Source organism: Lentzea sokolovensis (assembly GCF_033949975.1).
GTDB classification, from domain to species: Bacteria; Actinomycetota; Actinomycetes; order Mycobacteriales; family Pseudonocardiaceae; genus Lentzea; species Lentzea sokolovensis.
In genome coordinates, this window is record NZ_JAXAVU010000001.1 from 631,511 (window position 1) to 647,983 (window position 16,473).

13 protein-coding genes are annotated in these 16,473 nt (G+C 69.9%); 4 read left to right on the top strand and 9 right to left on the bottom strand.

Annotation, left to right across the window (positions count from 1 at the left end):
* Window positions 1-4: 4 nt before the first annotated feature.
* From SK854_RS03000 to SK854_RS03015, 4 genes are read right to left on the bottom strand one after another with little or no spacing between them, the layout of a single operon-like run.
* A complete protein-coding gene (locus SK854_RS03000; protein WP_319973378.1) occupies window positions 5-2,002 on the bottom strand; it encodes a transglutaminase domain-containing protein in 1,998 nt (665 codons plus the stop codon).
* Window positions 1,999-3,105 carry a DUF58 domain-containing protein gene (locus tag SK854_RS03005; RefSeq protein ID WP_319973379.1) on the bottom strand — a complete coding sequence of 369 codons (1,107 nt, stop codon included), beginning with the start codon at window positions 3,103-3,105 and terminating at the stop codon, window positions 1,999-2,001. Before SK854_RS03005 ends, SK854_RS03000 begins: the two co-directional genes overlap by 4 nt.
* Window positions 3,102-4,067, bottom strand: a complete 966-nt coding sequence (locus tag SK854_RS03010; protein ID WP_319973380.1) for an AAA family ATPase — start codon at window positions 4,065-4,067, stop codon at window positions 3,102-3,104. The genes SK854_RS03005 and SK854_RS03010 overlap by 4 nt, the downstream gene beginning before the upstream one ends.
* The gene (locus SK854_RS03015) at window positions 4,064-6,211 is read right to left on the bottom strand and encodes an NHL repeat-containing protein (protein ID WP_319973381.1); all 2,148 of its coding nucleotides are present in this window, start codon (window positions 6,209-6,211) and stop codon (window positions 4,064-4,066) included. The genes SK854_RS03010 and SK854_RS03015 overlap by 4 nt, the downstream gene beginning before the upstream one ends.
* 188 nt (window positions 6,212-6,399) lie before the next feature.
* Here SK854_RS03015 and SK854_RS03020 point away from each other — a divergent pair, with 188 nt between their 5' ends.
* On the top strand, window positions 6,400-7,044 hold the full coding sequence (locus tag SK854_RS03020; protein WP_319973382.1) for a hypothetical protein: 645 nt from the start codon (window positions 6,400-6,402) through the stop codon (window positions 7,042-7,044).
* 178 nt (window positions 7,045-7,222) lie between these two features.
* Here the strand turns inward: SK854_RS03020 and SK854_RS03025 are convergent, their stop codons facing one another.
* Both SK854_RS03025 and SK854_RS03030 read right to left on the bottom strand, forming a co-directional pair.
* Window positions 7,223-7,873, bottom strand: coding sequence for a fibronectin type III domain-containing protein (locus SK854_RS03025; protein ID WP_319973383.1), 651 nt, complete (start codon window positions 7,871-7,873; stop codon window positions 7,223-7,225).
* 20 nt (window positions 7,874-7,893) lie between these two features.
* On the bottom strand, window positions 7,894-8,496 hold the full coding sequence (locus tag SK854_RS03030; RefSeq protein ID WP_319973384.1) for a hypothetical protein: 603 nt from the start codon (window positions 8,494-8,496) through the stop codon (window positions 7,894-7,896).
* 80 nt (window positions 8,497-8,576) lie between these two features.
* On the opposite strand from SK854_RS03030, the gene SK854_RS03035 reads away from it, so the two are divergent.
* Window positions 8,577-9,464 carry a LysR family transcriptional regulator gene (locus SK854_RS03035; RefSeq protein WP_093588208.1) on the top strand — a complete coding sequence of 296 codons (888 nt, stop codon included), beginning with the start codon at window positions 8,577-8,579 and terminating at the stop codon, window positions 9,462-9,464.
* Here SK854_RS03035 and SK854_RS03040 read toward each other — a convergent pair.
* Window positions 9,367-10,230, bottom strand: a complete 864-nt coding sequence (locus tag SK854_RS03040; RefSeq protein WP_319973385.1) for an EamA family transporter — start codon at window positions 10,228-10,230, stop codon at window positions 9,367-9,369. The two genes, SK854_RS03035 and SK854_RS03040, sit on opposite strands and share 98 nt — an antisense overlap.
* 93 nt (window positions 10,231-10,323) lie before the next feature.
* Between SK854_RS03040 and SK854_RS03045 the strand changes: the two genes are divergently transcribed.
* On the top strand, window positions 10,324-11,232 hold the full coding sequence (locus tag SK854_RS03045; RefSeq protein ID WP_319973386.1) for a pseudouridine synthase: 909 nt from the start codon (window positions 10,324-10,326) through the stop codon (window positions 11,230-11,232).
* Here SK854_RS03045 and SK854_RS03050 read toward each other — a convergent pair.
* Complete coding sequence (locus SK854_RS03050; RefSeq protein ID WP_319973387.1) at window positions 11,227-12,120, bottom strand: phosphotransferase; 894 nt, start codon at window positions 12,118-12,120, stop codon at window positions 11,227-11,229. The two genes, SK854_RS03045 and SK854_RS03050, sit on opposite strands and share 6 nt — an antisense overlap.
* 154 nt (window positions 12,121-12,274) lie before the next feature.
* On the opposite strand from SK854_RS03050, the gene SK854_RS03055 reads away from it, so the two are divergent.
* Window positions 12,275-13,294: an acyltransferase family protein gene (locus SK854_RS03055; RefSeq protein WP_406601703.1), complete on the top strand. Its 1,020-nt coding sequence runs from the start codon at window positions 12,275-12,277 to the stop codon at window positions 13,292-13,294.
* On the opposite strand, the gene SK854_RS03060 is transcribed toward SK854_RS03055, so the two are convergent.
* Window positions 13,242-16,436, bottom strand: coding sequence for a GH92 family glycosyl hydrolase (locus tag SK854_RS03060; protein WP_319973389.1), 3,195 nt, complete (start codon window positions 16,434-16,436; stop codon window positions 13,242-13,244). The genes SK854_RS03055 and SK854_RS03060 overlap by 53 nt on opposite strands.
* Between the last annotated feature and the right edge of the window lie 37 nt (window positions 16,437-16,473).

Genomic DNA, 16,473 nt, shown 5'->3' on the forward strand with positions numbered 1-16,473 from the left:
TCCGTCAGCGCCGGAACAACGGCCGCGGGTCGATCGCCCACACCAGCCTGCGCCACCAGGAAGCCTTGCGCCGCACCGCTTTCTTCACCTGTCTGGCGAGCCGCCAGCTGTTCTCGCCCACGACCGGCTGTGGTGCGAACGCGGCCTGGTCGACCAAGACGGCCAGCTGTGCGCCCGCCTCTCCCCACTCTCGCGCGACGTCCGGCACGGTGCGGCTCGGCTTCGGCCGCAGTCCCGCCAGTTGCAACGCGTCGAGCACCTCGTGCCACGCTCCCACCGGTCCGGCCACGCGCAGCCGGACGCGCCGCGAAGTCCGTGCCACGTACAGCCCGACGAGCAGCAGCACCGGCGTGAACACCCAGAACGGGAACCCCTTCGGAGCCTCGGGCGCGGCCACCTGGTCGCCCCGCACCGCGGTCGGCTGCACCAGCGGAGGCACGGACTGGAGCGAGGTCGGCGTCGGCTTCGCGGTGGTCGACGCGAGCCGGTTCAGCACCTCGCGCTTCGAGGCGGCACTGGGACCGCTTCCGTTGCCGGACACCGGATCGAACGCGACCCAGCCCCACCCGCTGAAGTACACCTCAGGCCACGCGGTGGCGTCGGCGGCGCGCACGATCCGCTCGCCGTTCTGCTCGGGCACCGGCTGGAACCCGACCACCACCCGAGTCGGCAGCCCGACCGCCCGTGCGAGCACCGCGTAGGCCGACGCGAACTGCTCCGCCGTCCCCGCCCCCGCGCCGGCCTCGCCCGCCGCGCCGAACAGGAACGTCTCCAGCCGCGCGTAGGACGAGCCGACCGGCGCCTCGGCGTCCGGCCGGCGGTTGAGCCGCACGACCTGTTCCAGCGCAACAGCCTTCTCGTACGGCGTGCGCGCGTTCTGCGTCGCCTGGCGCGCGTAGTCCGCCAGCGTGAACGGCAGGCGCGGCAACGCCGTGTACCTCGTTGCGCTGGAAGGAACCTGAGCCTCGGCGAGATCGGTGTCGGCCGGCGTCTCGACGACGCCGCGCACCGTGTAGCTCAGCCCGGTCTTGAGGCCCTCGGCCACGACCAACGAGCCGGTGTCCGGATCCACCATGGCGTCGCTCAGGGACACCGCCTGCGGCTTCCCGACGCCCGGCAGCCACTCCCCCGTCAGCCCGGTGATCCGCAGATCGACGCTGGCGTCCTGGAACTTCCCGCCGGTCGGCAGGTCCGGCGCGTCCACCACACCAAGCGGTCCGTACGTCGACGCGGCCTCCCACGACGCCCCCGAGTACCGGCTCAGCGTCACCAGCCGCACCGGCACCTCGGGCCCGCGCATCCGGAACAGCTCCGTGTCCCCCTGCGCCGCCCACGAGGCGAGCTGCGGCAGCGGGTTCGAGAGAGCGAGGTCGGTGACGGGCGGCGTGACGAGCTTGCGCGGCTCGAACCCGTTGGTGGGCAACACGAAGGTCAGCAGCGTCAGCGCGGCCAGCGTGGTGGCGAGCACCGCCGGCGGCACCACGGGCCCGCGCCGGTCGATGATCAGCCATCCCAGCGCGAGCACCACGACCAGCGTCAGCGCCACCAGCCCGTAGCGGTCCGCACGGCCGGTGGTGAGCAGCGCCGCCGACACGTACAGGGTGGCCGCACCGAGCGCCGGGACGAACAACGCCGTGCCGCGCTTGGTCACCGACAGCACCATTCCCGTGGAGATGCCGATGATCAGCAGCAGTCCGGGCACGAGCAGTTCGGGCGTCGCGGGGGCGGGCCGGGCGGCGGTGAGCAGCCTCGGCACGGTGTCGAGCAGCACCCACGTCGGGTCGCGGTCCGGGGACGCGCCGCGGGCCAGGAAGAACCCGCCCGTCATCGCGAGCACCATGACCGCCAGCGCGGCGAGGCCGGCCGGGACGAGACGTTTCAGCGGCAGAGCCAGGAAACCCGCGAACGCGGCGAGTCCGAAGTAGACGAACGCGCCGTCCCAGGCCTGGGCGAGCTGGAGAGAGCCGACGAGAAGAATGGCGGCGACCCACGCGAACTTCATCGGGCCACCACCGCGTTCCACGAGTCGACCAGGTCCTCCGCGCGCGCCCCGCTGATCACCAGCACCGACCCCGCCGCGCCGACCGGCCGCTTCTCGTCCACCACGAGCACCGCGCCGAACGCGGCCCGCCCGGCCTCCAGCACCAGCGCGGGAACGCTCTTGCCGCTGATCACGGCGACCACGTCGAGGTCGCGCACCGGCACGGTCGGGCGGCCGTCGACGTCCCGCAGTTCGAGGTCGGCCAGCGCGGACAGGATCGGCGCCGAGTCCTGCTGCTCCTCCATGTCGGTGCCGCCGGACGACGTCAGCAGCCGCACCGGGTGCCCCTGTTCCAGGGCCGAGGTGACGAGCGACGCCGCCACCTCGACGGCCTCCTCGAAACGCTGTTCCTCGGCGTACGAGGAGACGCTGTCGTCCAGCAGCACGGCAAGGTGCGGGCGGGCCGGGTCGGCGTCCTCGCGGATCATCAGCGTGCCGGTGCGCGCGGACGTCGCCCAGTGCAGCCGCCGCAGGTCGTCACCCGGCACGTACTCGCGCAGTCCCACCAGGTCCGTGCCGCCGCGCTCGACGCGTTCGTCGGCGCCGACCTGGCCCCGGCGGGCACCGGACGGGAGGCCGCGGACCGGCAGCACGCGCGGCACGACCCGCACCTGGACGACCTCGCCCAGCACGGTGCGCGCCTGCGCCAGACCGGCCAAGCCCTTGCGCCGCAACGTCAACGGGCCCACGTCGAACACGCCGCGGCGTTCGGTGGGGATCGCGTAGTCGACGGCCTCGACCGCGCCGGGTGCCAGCAGCGGCACGTCGACGTCCATCGGCGAGCCCGCGACCATGTCGACGGCGTCCAGCGCCACCGGCCAGCGCCCGGTCGCGGACAGCTCCAGCCGGCCGTTGCAGCGGGCCAGCCGGGGCACGGTGCGCGGGCGGACCGTGCGCGAGACCGACAGCGGTGAGGCGACCAGCACGGAGACGATCGAGGCGACGACCAGCGCGGTCAGCGCCAGGCCGAACGCCGCCATCCCCGCGTACCGCCACCACAGCCCGACACCGAGCATCAGCAGGCCCAGCACCGCGGTTCCGGTGCCGCGCAGGGTGAGTCTCATTGTGCCGCGGGCTTGGGCACCGCCACGCGCGACAGCACGTCGGACAGCACCTCGGCCGTCGTCACGCCCGACAGGACGCTCTCCCGCGTCAGCACCAGGCGATGGGCCAGCACCGGCTCGGCGATGTCCTGAACGTCCTGCGGCACAACGAAATGCCGCCCCTTCGACGCCGCGTAGACCTGCGCGCACCGCACGAGGGTCCGCAGGCCACGCGTCGAGGTGCCCAGCCGCAACCGCTCGTCGGTGCGGGTACCGGTGCCCACGGACGAGATGTACTGCAGGATCGGGTCGGCGACGTGCAGCAACTGCAACCGTCCGCTGAACGAACTGATCTCGCGCGGCGACGACACCGTGCGCACGTCGGCGACCCGGCCCGCGCCGCTGCCGGGACGCAGCACGTCCAGCTCGTCCTCCACCGACGGGTAGCCGATGGAGGTGCGCAGCATGAACCGGTCGAGCTGCGCCTCGGGCAGCCGGTAGGTGCCGTCGAGGTCGATCGGGTTCTGCGTCGCCACCACGAGGAACGGGTCCGGCACCGCGTGCCCGATGCCGTCGACCGTGACGGTCCGCTCCTCCATGACCTCCAGCAGCGCGGACTGCGTCTTGGCGGCCGCGCGGTTGATCTCGTCGGCCAGCACGATGTTCGCGAACACCGGACCCGGCCGGAACCGGATCTGGCCCGTCTGCGGGTCGTAGACCGAGGTGCCCGTGACGTCGGACGGCAGCAGGTCGGGCGTGAACTGCACGCGCCGCGACAGGCCGCCCAGCGCACCCGCGACGGCACGTGCCAGCGTCGTCTTTCCCGTGCCGGGCACGTCTTCGAGCAGCACGTGGCCGCCCGCGAACATCGCCACCAGCACCAGGTCGATCACGTCGCGCTTGCCGCGCACCGCGCTCTCGACCGCGTCGCCGAGACGGGTGTGCAGGTCGCGGAAGGCGGAAACCTCACCGGTGTCGATCACTTGTCCTCTTCTCCACGACGAACACCGATGCGCAGCAGGAACGCGCACGCCAGCAGACCCAGACCGCCCGCGCCCATCGGCGCCGTGCCGGCTCCGGCCGGCGCCATCCGCGGGATGCAGCTCGGCTTGCCCGCGCACTCGTCGTAGGTGAAGAGCGCGTTCTTCTGCGCCGAGTCGACCTGGCCCGCTCCCGAGGCCGCGTAAGCGCGCACGACGATCGCGTTGCTGCCCTCGTCCACGTCGATGGTCGCCGACGTCGCGTTGCACGGGATTCCGACGGAGAACCCGTACGACAGGTTCACGACCTCGCAGCGTCCGTTGTGGCTCGCCCAGTCAGCGGGCGGCGCCAGGTTGACCCGGCGGGTCGGGTTCGTGCGCACACCCGAAATCGACGTGATCACCACCGCACCCGCGCTCGGCAGCGAGGGCGGCGGAGGAGGCGGCGGTGGAGGCGTGGTGGTGGTCGTCGTCACCGGAGGCGGCGGTGGAGGCGGTGGCGGCGTGGTGGTCGGCGGCGGATTGTTGGGCGGCGGGTTGTTCGGGGGCGGCGGCGCCACCGTGAACGCGGCCATGCCGGCGGCACCGGCGGCGGACGCCGTCGACGCGCGCACCGTCACGTCCAGTCTGCCGCCCGAGCAGAACGTGGAACCCGCGCACGGCACCGACAGATCAGTGGACGTACCGGCGGACTGAGCCGACACCGAGCCACCGCTGAACGAGCCGGAGCCCGCGACCGTGTAGCCCACGACCGGATCGGTCGAGGCGGCCGCGGTCCAGCTCACCGTCACGACGAGCGCGGAAGCGTTGCGGGACTTCTCCCTCACGGTCACGCCCGCGGGCGCGGCCGGAGCCGTGGCACCGGCGGACGGCGGTGTGGACGGAGCCGACGGCGGAGGCTGCACCTCGCTCGTCGGGCCGTTGCCCAGGCCGGGGTTGCGCGGCGGCTTCGTCGGCTCGTTCGGGTTCGGCGGCGGGGGCGGCGGCACGGACGGCGGCGGCGAGCGGTCCGGGTCCTTCACCGGAACTTCAGGGCTGCGGATCGTCAGCGACCGCGTCCCACCGTCCGCGTCGACCAGCACACCCGTGGAGGAACCGGGCACGTTGACGAACAACCGGCCGTCGTCGAACACGAGCTCGGGGTCGGACCCGCCGGACGTGCGCACGTCGTCGCCGCCGCGGTTGCCGGAGCGGTCGAGGATGATGACCTTGCCGGATCCCTTGCAGGGCACGTAGACCTTGTCGCGGAACACCGCGGGCCGCCCGGGATTCGGGCACCCCATCGCGCCGACGTCGACACGGAGGACCTCGCGACCGACGACCAGCACCACGACCGAGGACGACGGCACCGACGCGGGCACCAGGTCCAGCGGCGAGGTCTGCGCGGCGATCACCTCGGCGTCCGAGCGGTCGGTGGACGAGTCCACGTCCTCACCCGTGCCGTCGCGAACGACGACGCCGCCGTCGAGGCCGATGAGCGTGACGCCCTGGTCGTGCGGCACAAGAACAGTACGAGGCCCGGCACCGGTGACCTGACGCTGCGAGCGCTCCTGGAACCGCTCCTCGTCGTCCGACCAGTCCAGGGAACGCAACGTGCCACCATGATCGACCAGCCACAGCACACCGCGCTCGTCCACGACGGCGTCGGCCAGGGGCTGTCCTGCCTGCCACGTCTGCCCGATGTCGGCCAGCGACAACGGATCGGCGGTGTGCACGGTGCCGGCCGCGCGGTCGACGACGAACACCAGCCCGTTCGCCACCAGCACCTTGCTCGTCGCACCGGGCGGCGCCTGCCTGCGGCCGGAGGCGAGCAGCGTCGCGAGGTCGATGACGGTGATCTCGCCGGTGCGCCGGTTCAGGACGATCAGCCGGCCGTCCTCCTGCGCGATCTCGAGCTGCGAGTCGGGCCCGCTGATCTGCAACCGCGTCTGCGGCTTGCCCGACACGGGGTTGACCTGCACGACCTCGCCGCGCTGATCATCGCCCAGCCAGGTGAGCCCGTCCGACACCGAGACCGACGTGCGCGAGATGCCCTGCCCGAGCGCGGCGCCCGCGAGCACCAGAACACCCAGCAGTGCCGCGACGAAACTCGCCGATTCCCGCCCTCCACCGGAGATAATGCGTCTGATCCGGTGCCACCAAGACATAACGCGCCCTCCCTCGCCCGCCGGGGATGCTAACCCCCGGCTCTGACAACTTCGGGCGGCGCATGGTTCCCGGTTCGCCTGGTCAGCCGACTGGCAGACATCAGGAATGGTGATCGACGCCGACCGGCAGTTTCGAAAACCGAATGGCGTTCCCCCAACTCGACTAACGCATAAGGCAGAGTGGACGCATGGAAATCCCCGGCATGGGACTTGCCAAGCAGGCGCTCAACACCGCCCTCGACACGACAGTGGCCGTCGCGGCCGTTCCGGCCCGCGTGCTGAGCCTGATCGGCGAGGTCGAGCAACTCGTCCGCAAGGTCAACGGCACGATCGACGCCGTCGACGGCATCGTCGCGAAAGCCGGCGACCTGGTCGACCGCACGGCCAATGTCGTGGCCGACGCGGAGAAGGCCGTCGACGAGGTCCGCGCGATCACGACGAGCGCGAGCGACGTCGCCGAACGGGCCGGGCTGGTCGTCACGACTGCGGGCCACACCGCGAACACGGCCAACGAACTGATCGGCATGTACGAACCGCTCGCCAAGCAGGCCCAGCCGCTCGCGAAGCGGTTCGTGGACGAGCTCTCGCCGCACGAGGTCGAGGCCGCGATCAAGCTGGTCGACGAGCTGCCGGTGCTGACAGAGCACCTGACCAGCGACATCCTGCCGATCCTCGCGACCCTGGACAAGGTCGGTCCGGAGGTGCACCAGCTGCTCGAGGTCACCAGCGACATGCGCCAGGCGATCCTCGGCATCCCGGGCTTCGGGTTCATGCGCCGCCGCGGCGAGAAAAAAGAAGAGGAAGAAGGTGTGAGGGAGTTGGAAAACGGGTAGCCCACCCGAATGACCGCTCTCGCACGCGAAGATCAACTGACCTGGTGGCTGCTGACCAGCGTGTTCGGCCTGCTCGCGGCGATCAACGTCGCACTGGCCGTCACGGAGAGAACGACCTGGCCCTACGCGCTCGCGGCGTTGCTTCTCGCCGCGAGCGCGTGGAGCGCCAGACAGGCGCTCAGACCTTCCCCGTCGTCTGATGCGTCAGGTTCGACGGCGATCCGAACCGGAACGCGCGCACCCGATAGGTCGCGGTTTTCTCGTCTGGAAGTGTGATCACCCCGTACGAGGTGGTGTCCGGGTCGAGCTGCACGGCGACGCGGTAGTCCGCCGCGCCCGCCGGCCTGACCTCGATCAGGTACCCGTCCTCGTCGGACGCGTGGTCCTCCCAGGTGAACAGGATCCCGTTGGCGTGCTTCACCTCCGCCTTCAGGCTCGTCGCCGCCGCCTCGGGTGAGGCCACCGGCGTCGCGCCCCCACCGCGCTTGACCGGCGCGGTCCAGTCCGGCCCCTCGATCTCCGGCACGTCCTCGCCCGGGGGCAGCACGACGTCCACAGCGGCCGAAGCGGGTCCGGCGAGCGGCCGGACCCGGTAGTAGAACTGGGTTTCCGGGATCAGGTCCGGATGCTTGTACGTGTCCTTCGCCGGTGCGGCGAACTCCAGGATCGTGTACTCGCCGTCGGCCGCGTTCGCGTACTCGACGACCTGCCCGGCCGACCCCGCCTCCGGACGCCAGTGCAGCGTCACGTCGATCGGCGAGGTCAGCTCGGACGTCAGCACGGGGTCCTGCTGTTCCTGGCCGCAGGCAGCCAAGAACAGCAGGAGCACCAAAGCAGTCGTGCGTCGGATCACTTGCGCCAGAACTTGATGTTGCTCCAGACGACCGTGGCAGGTCCTTGGCCGCTGGAAGTCCGATACGCGCCGAACTTGTCGTAGAAGCTCGAACCCGAGCTCGCGTAGGTGTGCGCACGCGAGCCGTTGATGTACGTGCGGTGTTCCGTGGCCGTGTTGTGCACGGTGTTCACGCGCACGGTCGCCCCCACGGTCGCGCCGGTGGCGATGGTGTCGCCCCCGTGCACGGCGTAAAGCCGGCCGCCGCGTTCCACGGCGAGCATCCAGAACGGTCCGGCGGTGGGAGCTTCCCGGAACGTCTGCTTGAGACTGATGCGGGTGCCGCCGAGACTCGTGATCCGGAAGCTCCCCTCGAACTGGCGCGTGCCGCCGGTGTAAGTGGCGTAACGCCGCTCGGCACGCTGGTCACCGCTCGCGGTCGAGCAGGTGAGCTGGAACGTGAGGTTGTTGACGTTGCCGCAGCCGCGTTCCTGGACGGTGAACGACGGTGAGTAGCTGGTCCACGGACCCGTCTCGACCTGTGCCTGTGCCGGTGAGACCGACACGAGCAGACCGGCTGCCAGCGCGATCCCCGCGACGATGCGGAGTCGTTTGGACATACCGATACCTCCTCAAAGCGTGCTGAGGACAGCACGTTTTCTCAGGGGGCGGTAGCGGCACTGTATCGGATAATGATCTGATGTTCGACCTCCATCGCCTGCGACTGCTGCGAGAACTTTCCCAAAGGGGGACGCTCGCCGCCGTCGCGCAGGCGCTGAACTACAGCCCGTCGTCGGTGTCGCAGCAGCTCTCCCTGCTGGAGTCCGAGGTCGGCGTGCCCCTTCTGGAACCGGTCGGCAGGCGGGTGAAGCTCACGCCCCAGGCCGAAATTCTGGTGCGGCACACCGAAGAGGTGCTCGCCCGGCTGGACCAGGCCGAGTCGGAGGTGGCCGCGTCGCTGCACGAGATCACCGGCACGCTGCGGGTCGCGACGTTCCAGACCGCGGCGCTCGCGCTGATCCCGGCGACGCTGGCACGCATGAGGGACGAGCATCCGTCACTGCGGATCGAGTTCCAGGTCCTCGACCCCGCGGAAGCGCTTTCCGCGCTGAACGCCAGGGACTTCGACCTCGTCTTCGTGGAGGAGTGGCCGGACCAGCCGGAGGCCAGGTTCACCGGCCTGGAGTACCGGGAACTGTGCCGGGACCCGATCCGGCTGGCCGTCCCACGTGGACTTCCGGTCGCCGAGATCGGCTCCTACCCGTGGATCATGGAGACCGAGGGTTTCCCGCAGCGGATCTTCAACGTGAACTGGTGCCGCCACAACGGCTTCGAGCCGGACGTCCGCTTCTCCTCCACCGACGTGCTGGTGAAGCTGCGGTTCGTGGAACGGGGTCTCGCGGTCGCGTTGCTGCCGGACCTCATCTGGTACGACCGCGAGGTCGCCGTCGACCTGCACGAGCTGCCGGTGCCGATGTCGCGGCTGCTGTTCACTGCGGCACGGGCAGGACGAGGTCAGCATCCCGCTGTGCGGGCGTTCCGGGAGGCGCTGGCGCTTTCCGTAGCGCCGCTCCAACCCCTGCCGTGATCACCAGGGCGATGCCGCACAACGAGATCACGCTCAGGTGCTGGCCGAGCAGCAACGCTCCGGCCAGCGCGGCGGCGGCGGGTTCGAGCGCGAGCACGACGCCGAACGTGCTGGGCTGCAACGTCTTGAGCGCCCTGATCTCCAGGGTGTACGGGATCGCGGACGCGAGCAGCGCCACCAGCGTGCCGAGCAACAGGATCCTGGGCTCGAACAACGTGGCGCCGGCCGTCGACAATCCGTACGGCAGGGTGAGCGCCGCCGCGATCAGGCTCGCCCCCGCGAGACCGCCGGTGCCGAGCCCGGCCGTCGCGAGCTTGCGCCCGGCGAGGACGTAGCAGGCCCAGAACGCGGCCGCGATCAACGCGAGCACCACACCGATCAGGTCGAGCTTCGCGCCGGTGTACTCGTGCACGCCCAGGACGACGACACCGGCGAGCGCCAGCCCGACCCACACGAAGTCCCTGGGCCGCCGGCTCAGCACCGCCGCGAGCCCGAGCGGCCCGAGGAACTCGATCGTCACCGCGACGCCGAGCGGGATCCGGTCGATCGCGAGGTAGAACGTGCCGTTCATGCCGGCCATGGTCATCCCGAGCACGAGCGTCTCCTGGCGGAACTTCGGCCGCACGACCACGGCCAGCATCAGCGCCGCGATGCCGAGCCGCAGGGCCGTGGCGCCGGGCGCGCCGATCTGGCCGAAGAGCTGGTTCGCGAACGCCGCGCCGAACTGCAGCGAGACGACCGAGCCGAGGACGAGGAAGACCGACATGCACCCAGTGTTGTTTCCGCCGTCCCTTCAGTACAGCGAATGTTTGCGAGCGATATCGTTCGGTTTTCCCGAACATTTAGACTGGCCGGTGCGATGAGACGCAAACCCTCCTCCCCTCTCCCCCAGCGCAACGGCCTGGACGCGGCGCGGTTGAAGCTGCCGCCGGAAGGTCCGTGGCTGTCCCTGCGCGAGCACCTCGTGGAACGCCTGCCGCGGGTGGCGGTCGAACGCATCGACGAGATGCTGGCCGAGGAACGGATCTGGAGCGTCTCCGGGCCGCTGGGCGTGGACGCGCCGTTCGTGCCCGACTCCTACATCTGGTTCCACCGCGACCTGCCCGTCGAAGTGCCGGTGCCGTTCGAGGTCGGCGTGGTCCACCAGGACGACTACATCGTGGTGGCGGACAAGCCGCACTTCCTCGCGACCATCCCGCGCGGCCAGCACATCATGCAGACCGCATTGGTGAAGCTCCGCGACTCGCTGGGCCTGCCGGAGCTCTCGCCCGCGCATCGGCTGGACCGCGTGACGGCCGGGCTCGTGCTGTTCGTGGTGCGCCGCGAGCTGCGCGGCAAGTACCAGACGATGTTCCGCGATCGGGTGGTGCGCAAGGAATACGAGGCGATCGCCCCGTACGACCCGGCGCTGGAGCTGCCCCGCGTGGTGCGCTCGCGGATCATCAAGGAACGCGGCATCATCACCGCGTTCGAGGAGGACGGCGCACCGAACGCCGAGACCCACGTGTCCCTTGTGGAGCATCGTGGTCCGCTCGGCCGCTACCACCTCAAGCCGGTGACCGGCCGCACCCACCAGCTGCGGCTGCACATGTCCGGGCTCGGCCTGCCGATCGTGAACGACGACTTCTACCCGGTGCTGAGGGAACGTCCCCTGGACGACTTCTCGGCGCCACTCCAGCTCCTCGCCCGCACCTTGTCCTTTGTGGACCCCGTGTCGGGCGTCGACCGCTCGTTCACCTCGGGGTTGAAGCTGTCCGCCTGGTCATGAGACGTGCGTGCGGAGGGTTCCGATCGGCTGCGGCGTCCAGACCTGGCCCATCCGGTCGAGCAACCGCTGGGCGAGCGCGCTCATCTCCGGGTGGGTCTCGGTGAACGTCGCCACGACCCGCGCCCGGAACATCAGCCGGCCGCGCGCCGTCGTGCTGTACCAGAACCAGTCCTCGTCGACGACCTTGGCGAGGTGGTCGGTGCCGTCCCGCTCGGAGCGCTGCACCAGCGCGTCGCCGTTCACGAGCCACCGCACGCACGCGTCTTCGAGCCCCGCGGTGAACCCGCGTTCCTCGAAGTAGGCCCGCTCGGCGGCCTCCCGCAGCTCCCGGGGCGTCTCGGTGACGGTCGCGCAGGTCGGGAAGCCGATGCGGAGGTAGACGACCTCGGTCAGCCCGTCGCCCAGCGCCGCTCCTTCGAGGTCGACGAACCTCGCGCCCTGCGGCGTGTACATGTCGTTGCCGGGACACGGGTCGCCGTGCACCAGGTCGAACTTCCCGGAGTCCTCGAACACCAGCTCGTTCTCGGCGCCCCCGATCTCGACCTCCATCGCCCGCACGAACCGCAGGAACGGGGCGGGGTCCGGGACCGCCTGGCGCGGCAGCAGCCCGGCGTGCTCCGGCCCGGTGGCCATGTGGAGGCGGGCGAGACCGCGGGCGTAGGCGATCACCCAGTCCTCCCCGAACGGGTCGGAGCGCAGCCGTTCGAGCACCACCGTCCGCTTCTCGTGGTCGACGTCGAGGACGCGCGGCACCACGCCGGTGTGCTCGGCGAGCCTCAGCGCGGTGACCTCACGCTCGAACGCCACCTGGTCGCCGACCACCTGCTTGATGATCCGGTCACCGTCCGCCCAGACGCGGGACCGCACACCGCTCTTGAGTCGCTGCACGGACACGACTATTCCACATTCATAAAGAATATGCCACGAAACAATCTTCCATTCGGCGCAATGCTGTAACAGAGGAAGATATCCGGCCGAATTCACCGGCGTGCAGAACCATGGGGCGGAAGCGAAGCCGGGGCGGTTGCCTTCGCTGACCGGCATGAGATTCATCGCCGCGTTCGTCGTGTTCGGATTCCACATCAGCTCGGCTGGGTTGTGGCCATATCTCGACATCGGATTCCGGCAGGGCGCGACCGGGGTCAGCTTCTTCTTCATCCTGTCCGGATTCGTGCTCACGTGGTCTGCCAGGCCGGGCACCGGCGCCCCCGCGGTCTGGCGGCGCCGGGCGGCGAAGATCTTCCCCAACCACGTCGCGACCTGGCTCTTCGTGCTGGTCGCGGCCGCCGCGGTGTCCCCTGCGACGGCGCTCGTGAACCTGTCGCTGATCCAGGCGTGGTTCCCTGCCGAGAGCGTCTACTTCAGCCTGAACACGCCCGCGTGGTCATTGTCGTGCGAAATGGCCTTCTACCTCGCTTTCCCGTTGCTCATCAAGTGGCAGATGCGCAGTCCCTGGTTGATCGCATCGGCAACAGCGATCGCGATTATGGCCGTTCCGGCAATCGCACTAACCATGCCTGGTCCGATCGAATACTGGTTCGTCTTCGTCTTCCCGCCAGTGCGCGCTTTGGAGTTCGTGCTCGGTATGGCGATGGCGCGGGTCGTGCAGCAGGGGAAGTGGATCGGCCTCGGGCTGTGGCCCGCGAGTGCGCTGTTCGTCGCCGCGTACGTCGGGTCGGGCTACCTGCCGGCCTCGTTCCCGTACGTCGCGGGCACGGTCGTCCCGCTGGCGCTGCTGATCCCGGCCGCGGCGGTCGCCGACCTCACCGGCAGGCCCTCGCCCTGGCGCTCGAAACCGATGGTGTGGCTGGGGACCGTGTCGTTCGCGTTCTACATGGTCCACCAGATCGTCATCCGGGTGAGCGAGAAGCTCCTCGACGTGCACGCGTTCCCGCTGGTCGCGGCACTGGGGATGTTCGTGGTGTCGATGCTCGGGGCGTGGCTGTTGTACCGGCTGGTCGAGGTGCCCGCGGAACGGTTCCTCAAGGGGGCACCCCGACCAGCACTGGTCACGCCAGCGTCAGCGCGTACAGCTCCACCCGCGGATCGTCGGGCAGCGTGACCGAACGAACCGTCTTCGCGGCGTCCAGCCTCAGCGACTGACCGAACAGCCGGACCGGCGGGCCGTCGACACCCTGGCCCGCCTTGATGCGGTGCGGCATCTCCAGCACGGTCGGGCCGCCGCCCGCCCAGTCCGCCACCGAGGCGACGACCTCGGCCGAGGTGCCGTCGGTGTACCAGACGGTGAAGGCGGCCGACACCGGTCCGTTGTGCGACGAGCCCACGACGTGCAGCCACGAGAACTGGCCGGTGGGCAGCAACAGCCCCTGCCCGTGTGCCTCCACGAAGTTCGGCTTCGTGCCGGCGGGGTCAGGCGCCTGGTAGGTGATGCCGCCCCACGTGACCGGCCCGGCCGGGGGCAGCAGGGCCGCGTCGTAGCTCCAACCACCGCCGTCGAAGTTGCCGGACGCGGAGTCGGCGACCGTCGCCGTGCCGTCGTGGTTGAGCTCCGGCGTCACGTCGACCGAACACGTCGAGAACGCGCACAGCGCGGCCGGTTTGACCTCGACCACGGCCTTGAGCGCCACCGCCTCCACCTGCACCGAGACCTCGTACGAGCCCGGAGCCACCCCGGCGGGCACGGTCAGCGTCAACGGCACCGTCTTCTGCGTCGGCAGGTGCCGCGACACGATCACGAACGGCTTGGCACCGCTCACCTTCCAACCGGCGGGCACGGTCGCGACCGGCCGCACGGTCGTGGCCCCCGGCGACTGGGCCAGCACGTCGAGCTGCACCGTCAGCGACTGCGCGGAGTCCGAGGTCGGCAGCACGATCTCCGAATTCCGCAGCGACGCGGACAACGCACGACGCGAGTCCTCGTCGCCGTCGTTGAGCGAAGGCGGCTCGTCACCCTTCGCGGTTCCCCACGACGAGGGCTTGGACGACACCTGGTGGGCGAGCTTTCCACCGCGCTGCAACGAGGACCAGGAGAGCCAGGTCTTGCGGACGTCACGGCCACCGAACGACACGCTCTTGACGTACCGGTTGGTGTCCGAGACCCCTGGCGCCGTCACGGTCAGCGTGCCGCCCTGCGAGCCGTGCTGTCCGATTCGGACGGTCGCGGACTCGAACTGCGGCGAGGACAACGCGAGGAAGTCCGCGCCGTTGAACGTCGGGTAGATGCCCAGCGACGAGAAGACGTACCAGGCCGACATCGTGCCCAGGTCGTCGTTGCCCGTCATGCCGTCCGGGCCGGTGGTGAACAACGTCATCGCCGCCCGCACGACGGTCGCGGTCTTCGACGGCGTGCCCGACCACAGGTACATGTACGGCGCGAGCAGGTCCGGTTCGTTGTTCGGGTTGTAGGTGGGTTTGCCGTAGTAGTCGTACGGCTCGGTGATCCAGTCGTGCCGTGCGGTGCCGGCCGGGTCGGCGAGCAGCTTCTCGTAGGCGAAGAACGAGTCGAGCCGCTTCTCGGTCTCCTTGCGGCCGCCCATCAGCGACACCAGCCCGGCCGGATCCTGCGGAACCAGCCACTGGTACTGGTAGGCGCCACCCTCGTGGAACTGGTGCGAGGCGTCGACCGGGTTGTACGGCGTCAGCCACGTGCCCGCGGCGGTGCGCGGCCGGAACTGGCCGATCGACGAGTCCCACAGATTGCGGTACCACTGGCCGCGATCGGCGAACAGGCGCGCGTCGGCCTTCTTGCCCAGCCCCTTGGCCATCAACGCCAGCGACGCGTCGGCCGCCGAGTACTCCAGGGTCGCGGAAGCCGGGTGCACGCAGTCGTTGTCGCCGCCCTTGTGCGCGCAGTCCTTGCCCAGCACCAGGCCGGACGGGATGTATCCGCGGTCGTTGTAGTAGGTGACACCGGATCGCCCGTTGTACGGCGATTCAGCGGGCGGCAACGACGTCGCGTTGGCGCGCAACAGCTTGTACGTCTCCTCCTCGTACCCCTTGAGCAGTCCCTTGGACCAGGCCTCGACGAGGAACGGCGTCACCGGGTCGCCGGTCATGATGTTGGTCTCGGACGACGCCAAAGCCCAGCGCGGCAACCATCCGCCGTCCCGTCCACTGGCCACTACGGACAGCGCGACGTCACGGGCGACCTTCGGTTCCAGGATCTGCAACAGCTGGTTCTGTGGTCTGTACGTGTCCCACAGCGAGAAGTTCTGGTACGGCGTGTAGCCCGACGCCGTGCGCACCTCGCCGTCGAAGCCCATGTACTTGCCGTCGACGTCACCGGCGAGGTTCGGGTGCAGCACCGAGTGGTAGAGCGCGGTGTAGAACGCGACCTGCCGGTCCCGCGTGCCACCGGAGATCCGCACGGCGTCCAGCTGCTTCTTCCAGACGTCCTTGGCCGCCGCGACCGCGCCGTCGAAGTCGTAGGAAGGAGCCTCCGCCGCGAGGTTCTTCCGCGCGCCCTCGATGCCGGTGTAGGACAGGCCGAGCTTCAGCACGACGTCCCGGTCGGCGGTGGCGTCGAACGTGACCCAGGCGCCGTTCCCACCGGTGCCGGCCGCGTCCCGGACGCCCGCCGTGGGAACGCTCCCCCGCCACGCACCGAACGACGCGAACGGGCGGTCGAACGACGCCGTGAAGTACACGGTGTGCTCGTCCTTGCCCGCGCAGAACCGGCCGTTGCGCACCCGGCCCTCGATGGTTCTGTCACCGACGACGTGGATCTCCGAGTCCAGCACCGTCTGGTTGGACCGTCCGGTGTTGAACAGGACGTTCGCCGCTGCGGAGGACGGGAACGCGTAGCGCTGCCACCCGGTCCGCTGCGTGGCCGTGAGTTCGGCGTTCACGCCGTAACGAGGCAGCCCGACGCGGTAGTACCCGGGCTGCGCGGTTTCGTCCGAATGGCTGAAATCGGACTTGTAGGCGTTGATGTCAACGTTGTCAACGGACCCGACTGTCGGCATGACCGGCAGCTCGCCCATGACGCCGCAGCCCACGCCCGACAGGTGTGTCTGCGAGAAGCCGTAGATGGAGGTGGCCTTGTAGTCGTACCCGCCCTGACCTCCCGTGTCAGGGCTGACCTGCACCATCCCGAACGGCACCGAGGCACCGGGGAAGGTGTTGCCGAAGTTCTGCGTGCCCACGAAGGGATTGACCAACGACGAAGGATCCTCGTCCGCCTGTGCCGCTTGAGCAGGGACTGTTAACCCCAGTAACAGCCCGACTACAACCAGTGTCCGCATGGGAGGCAGTATTGTCCGATCGTCGCCGCCCCGACAC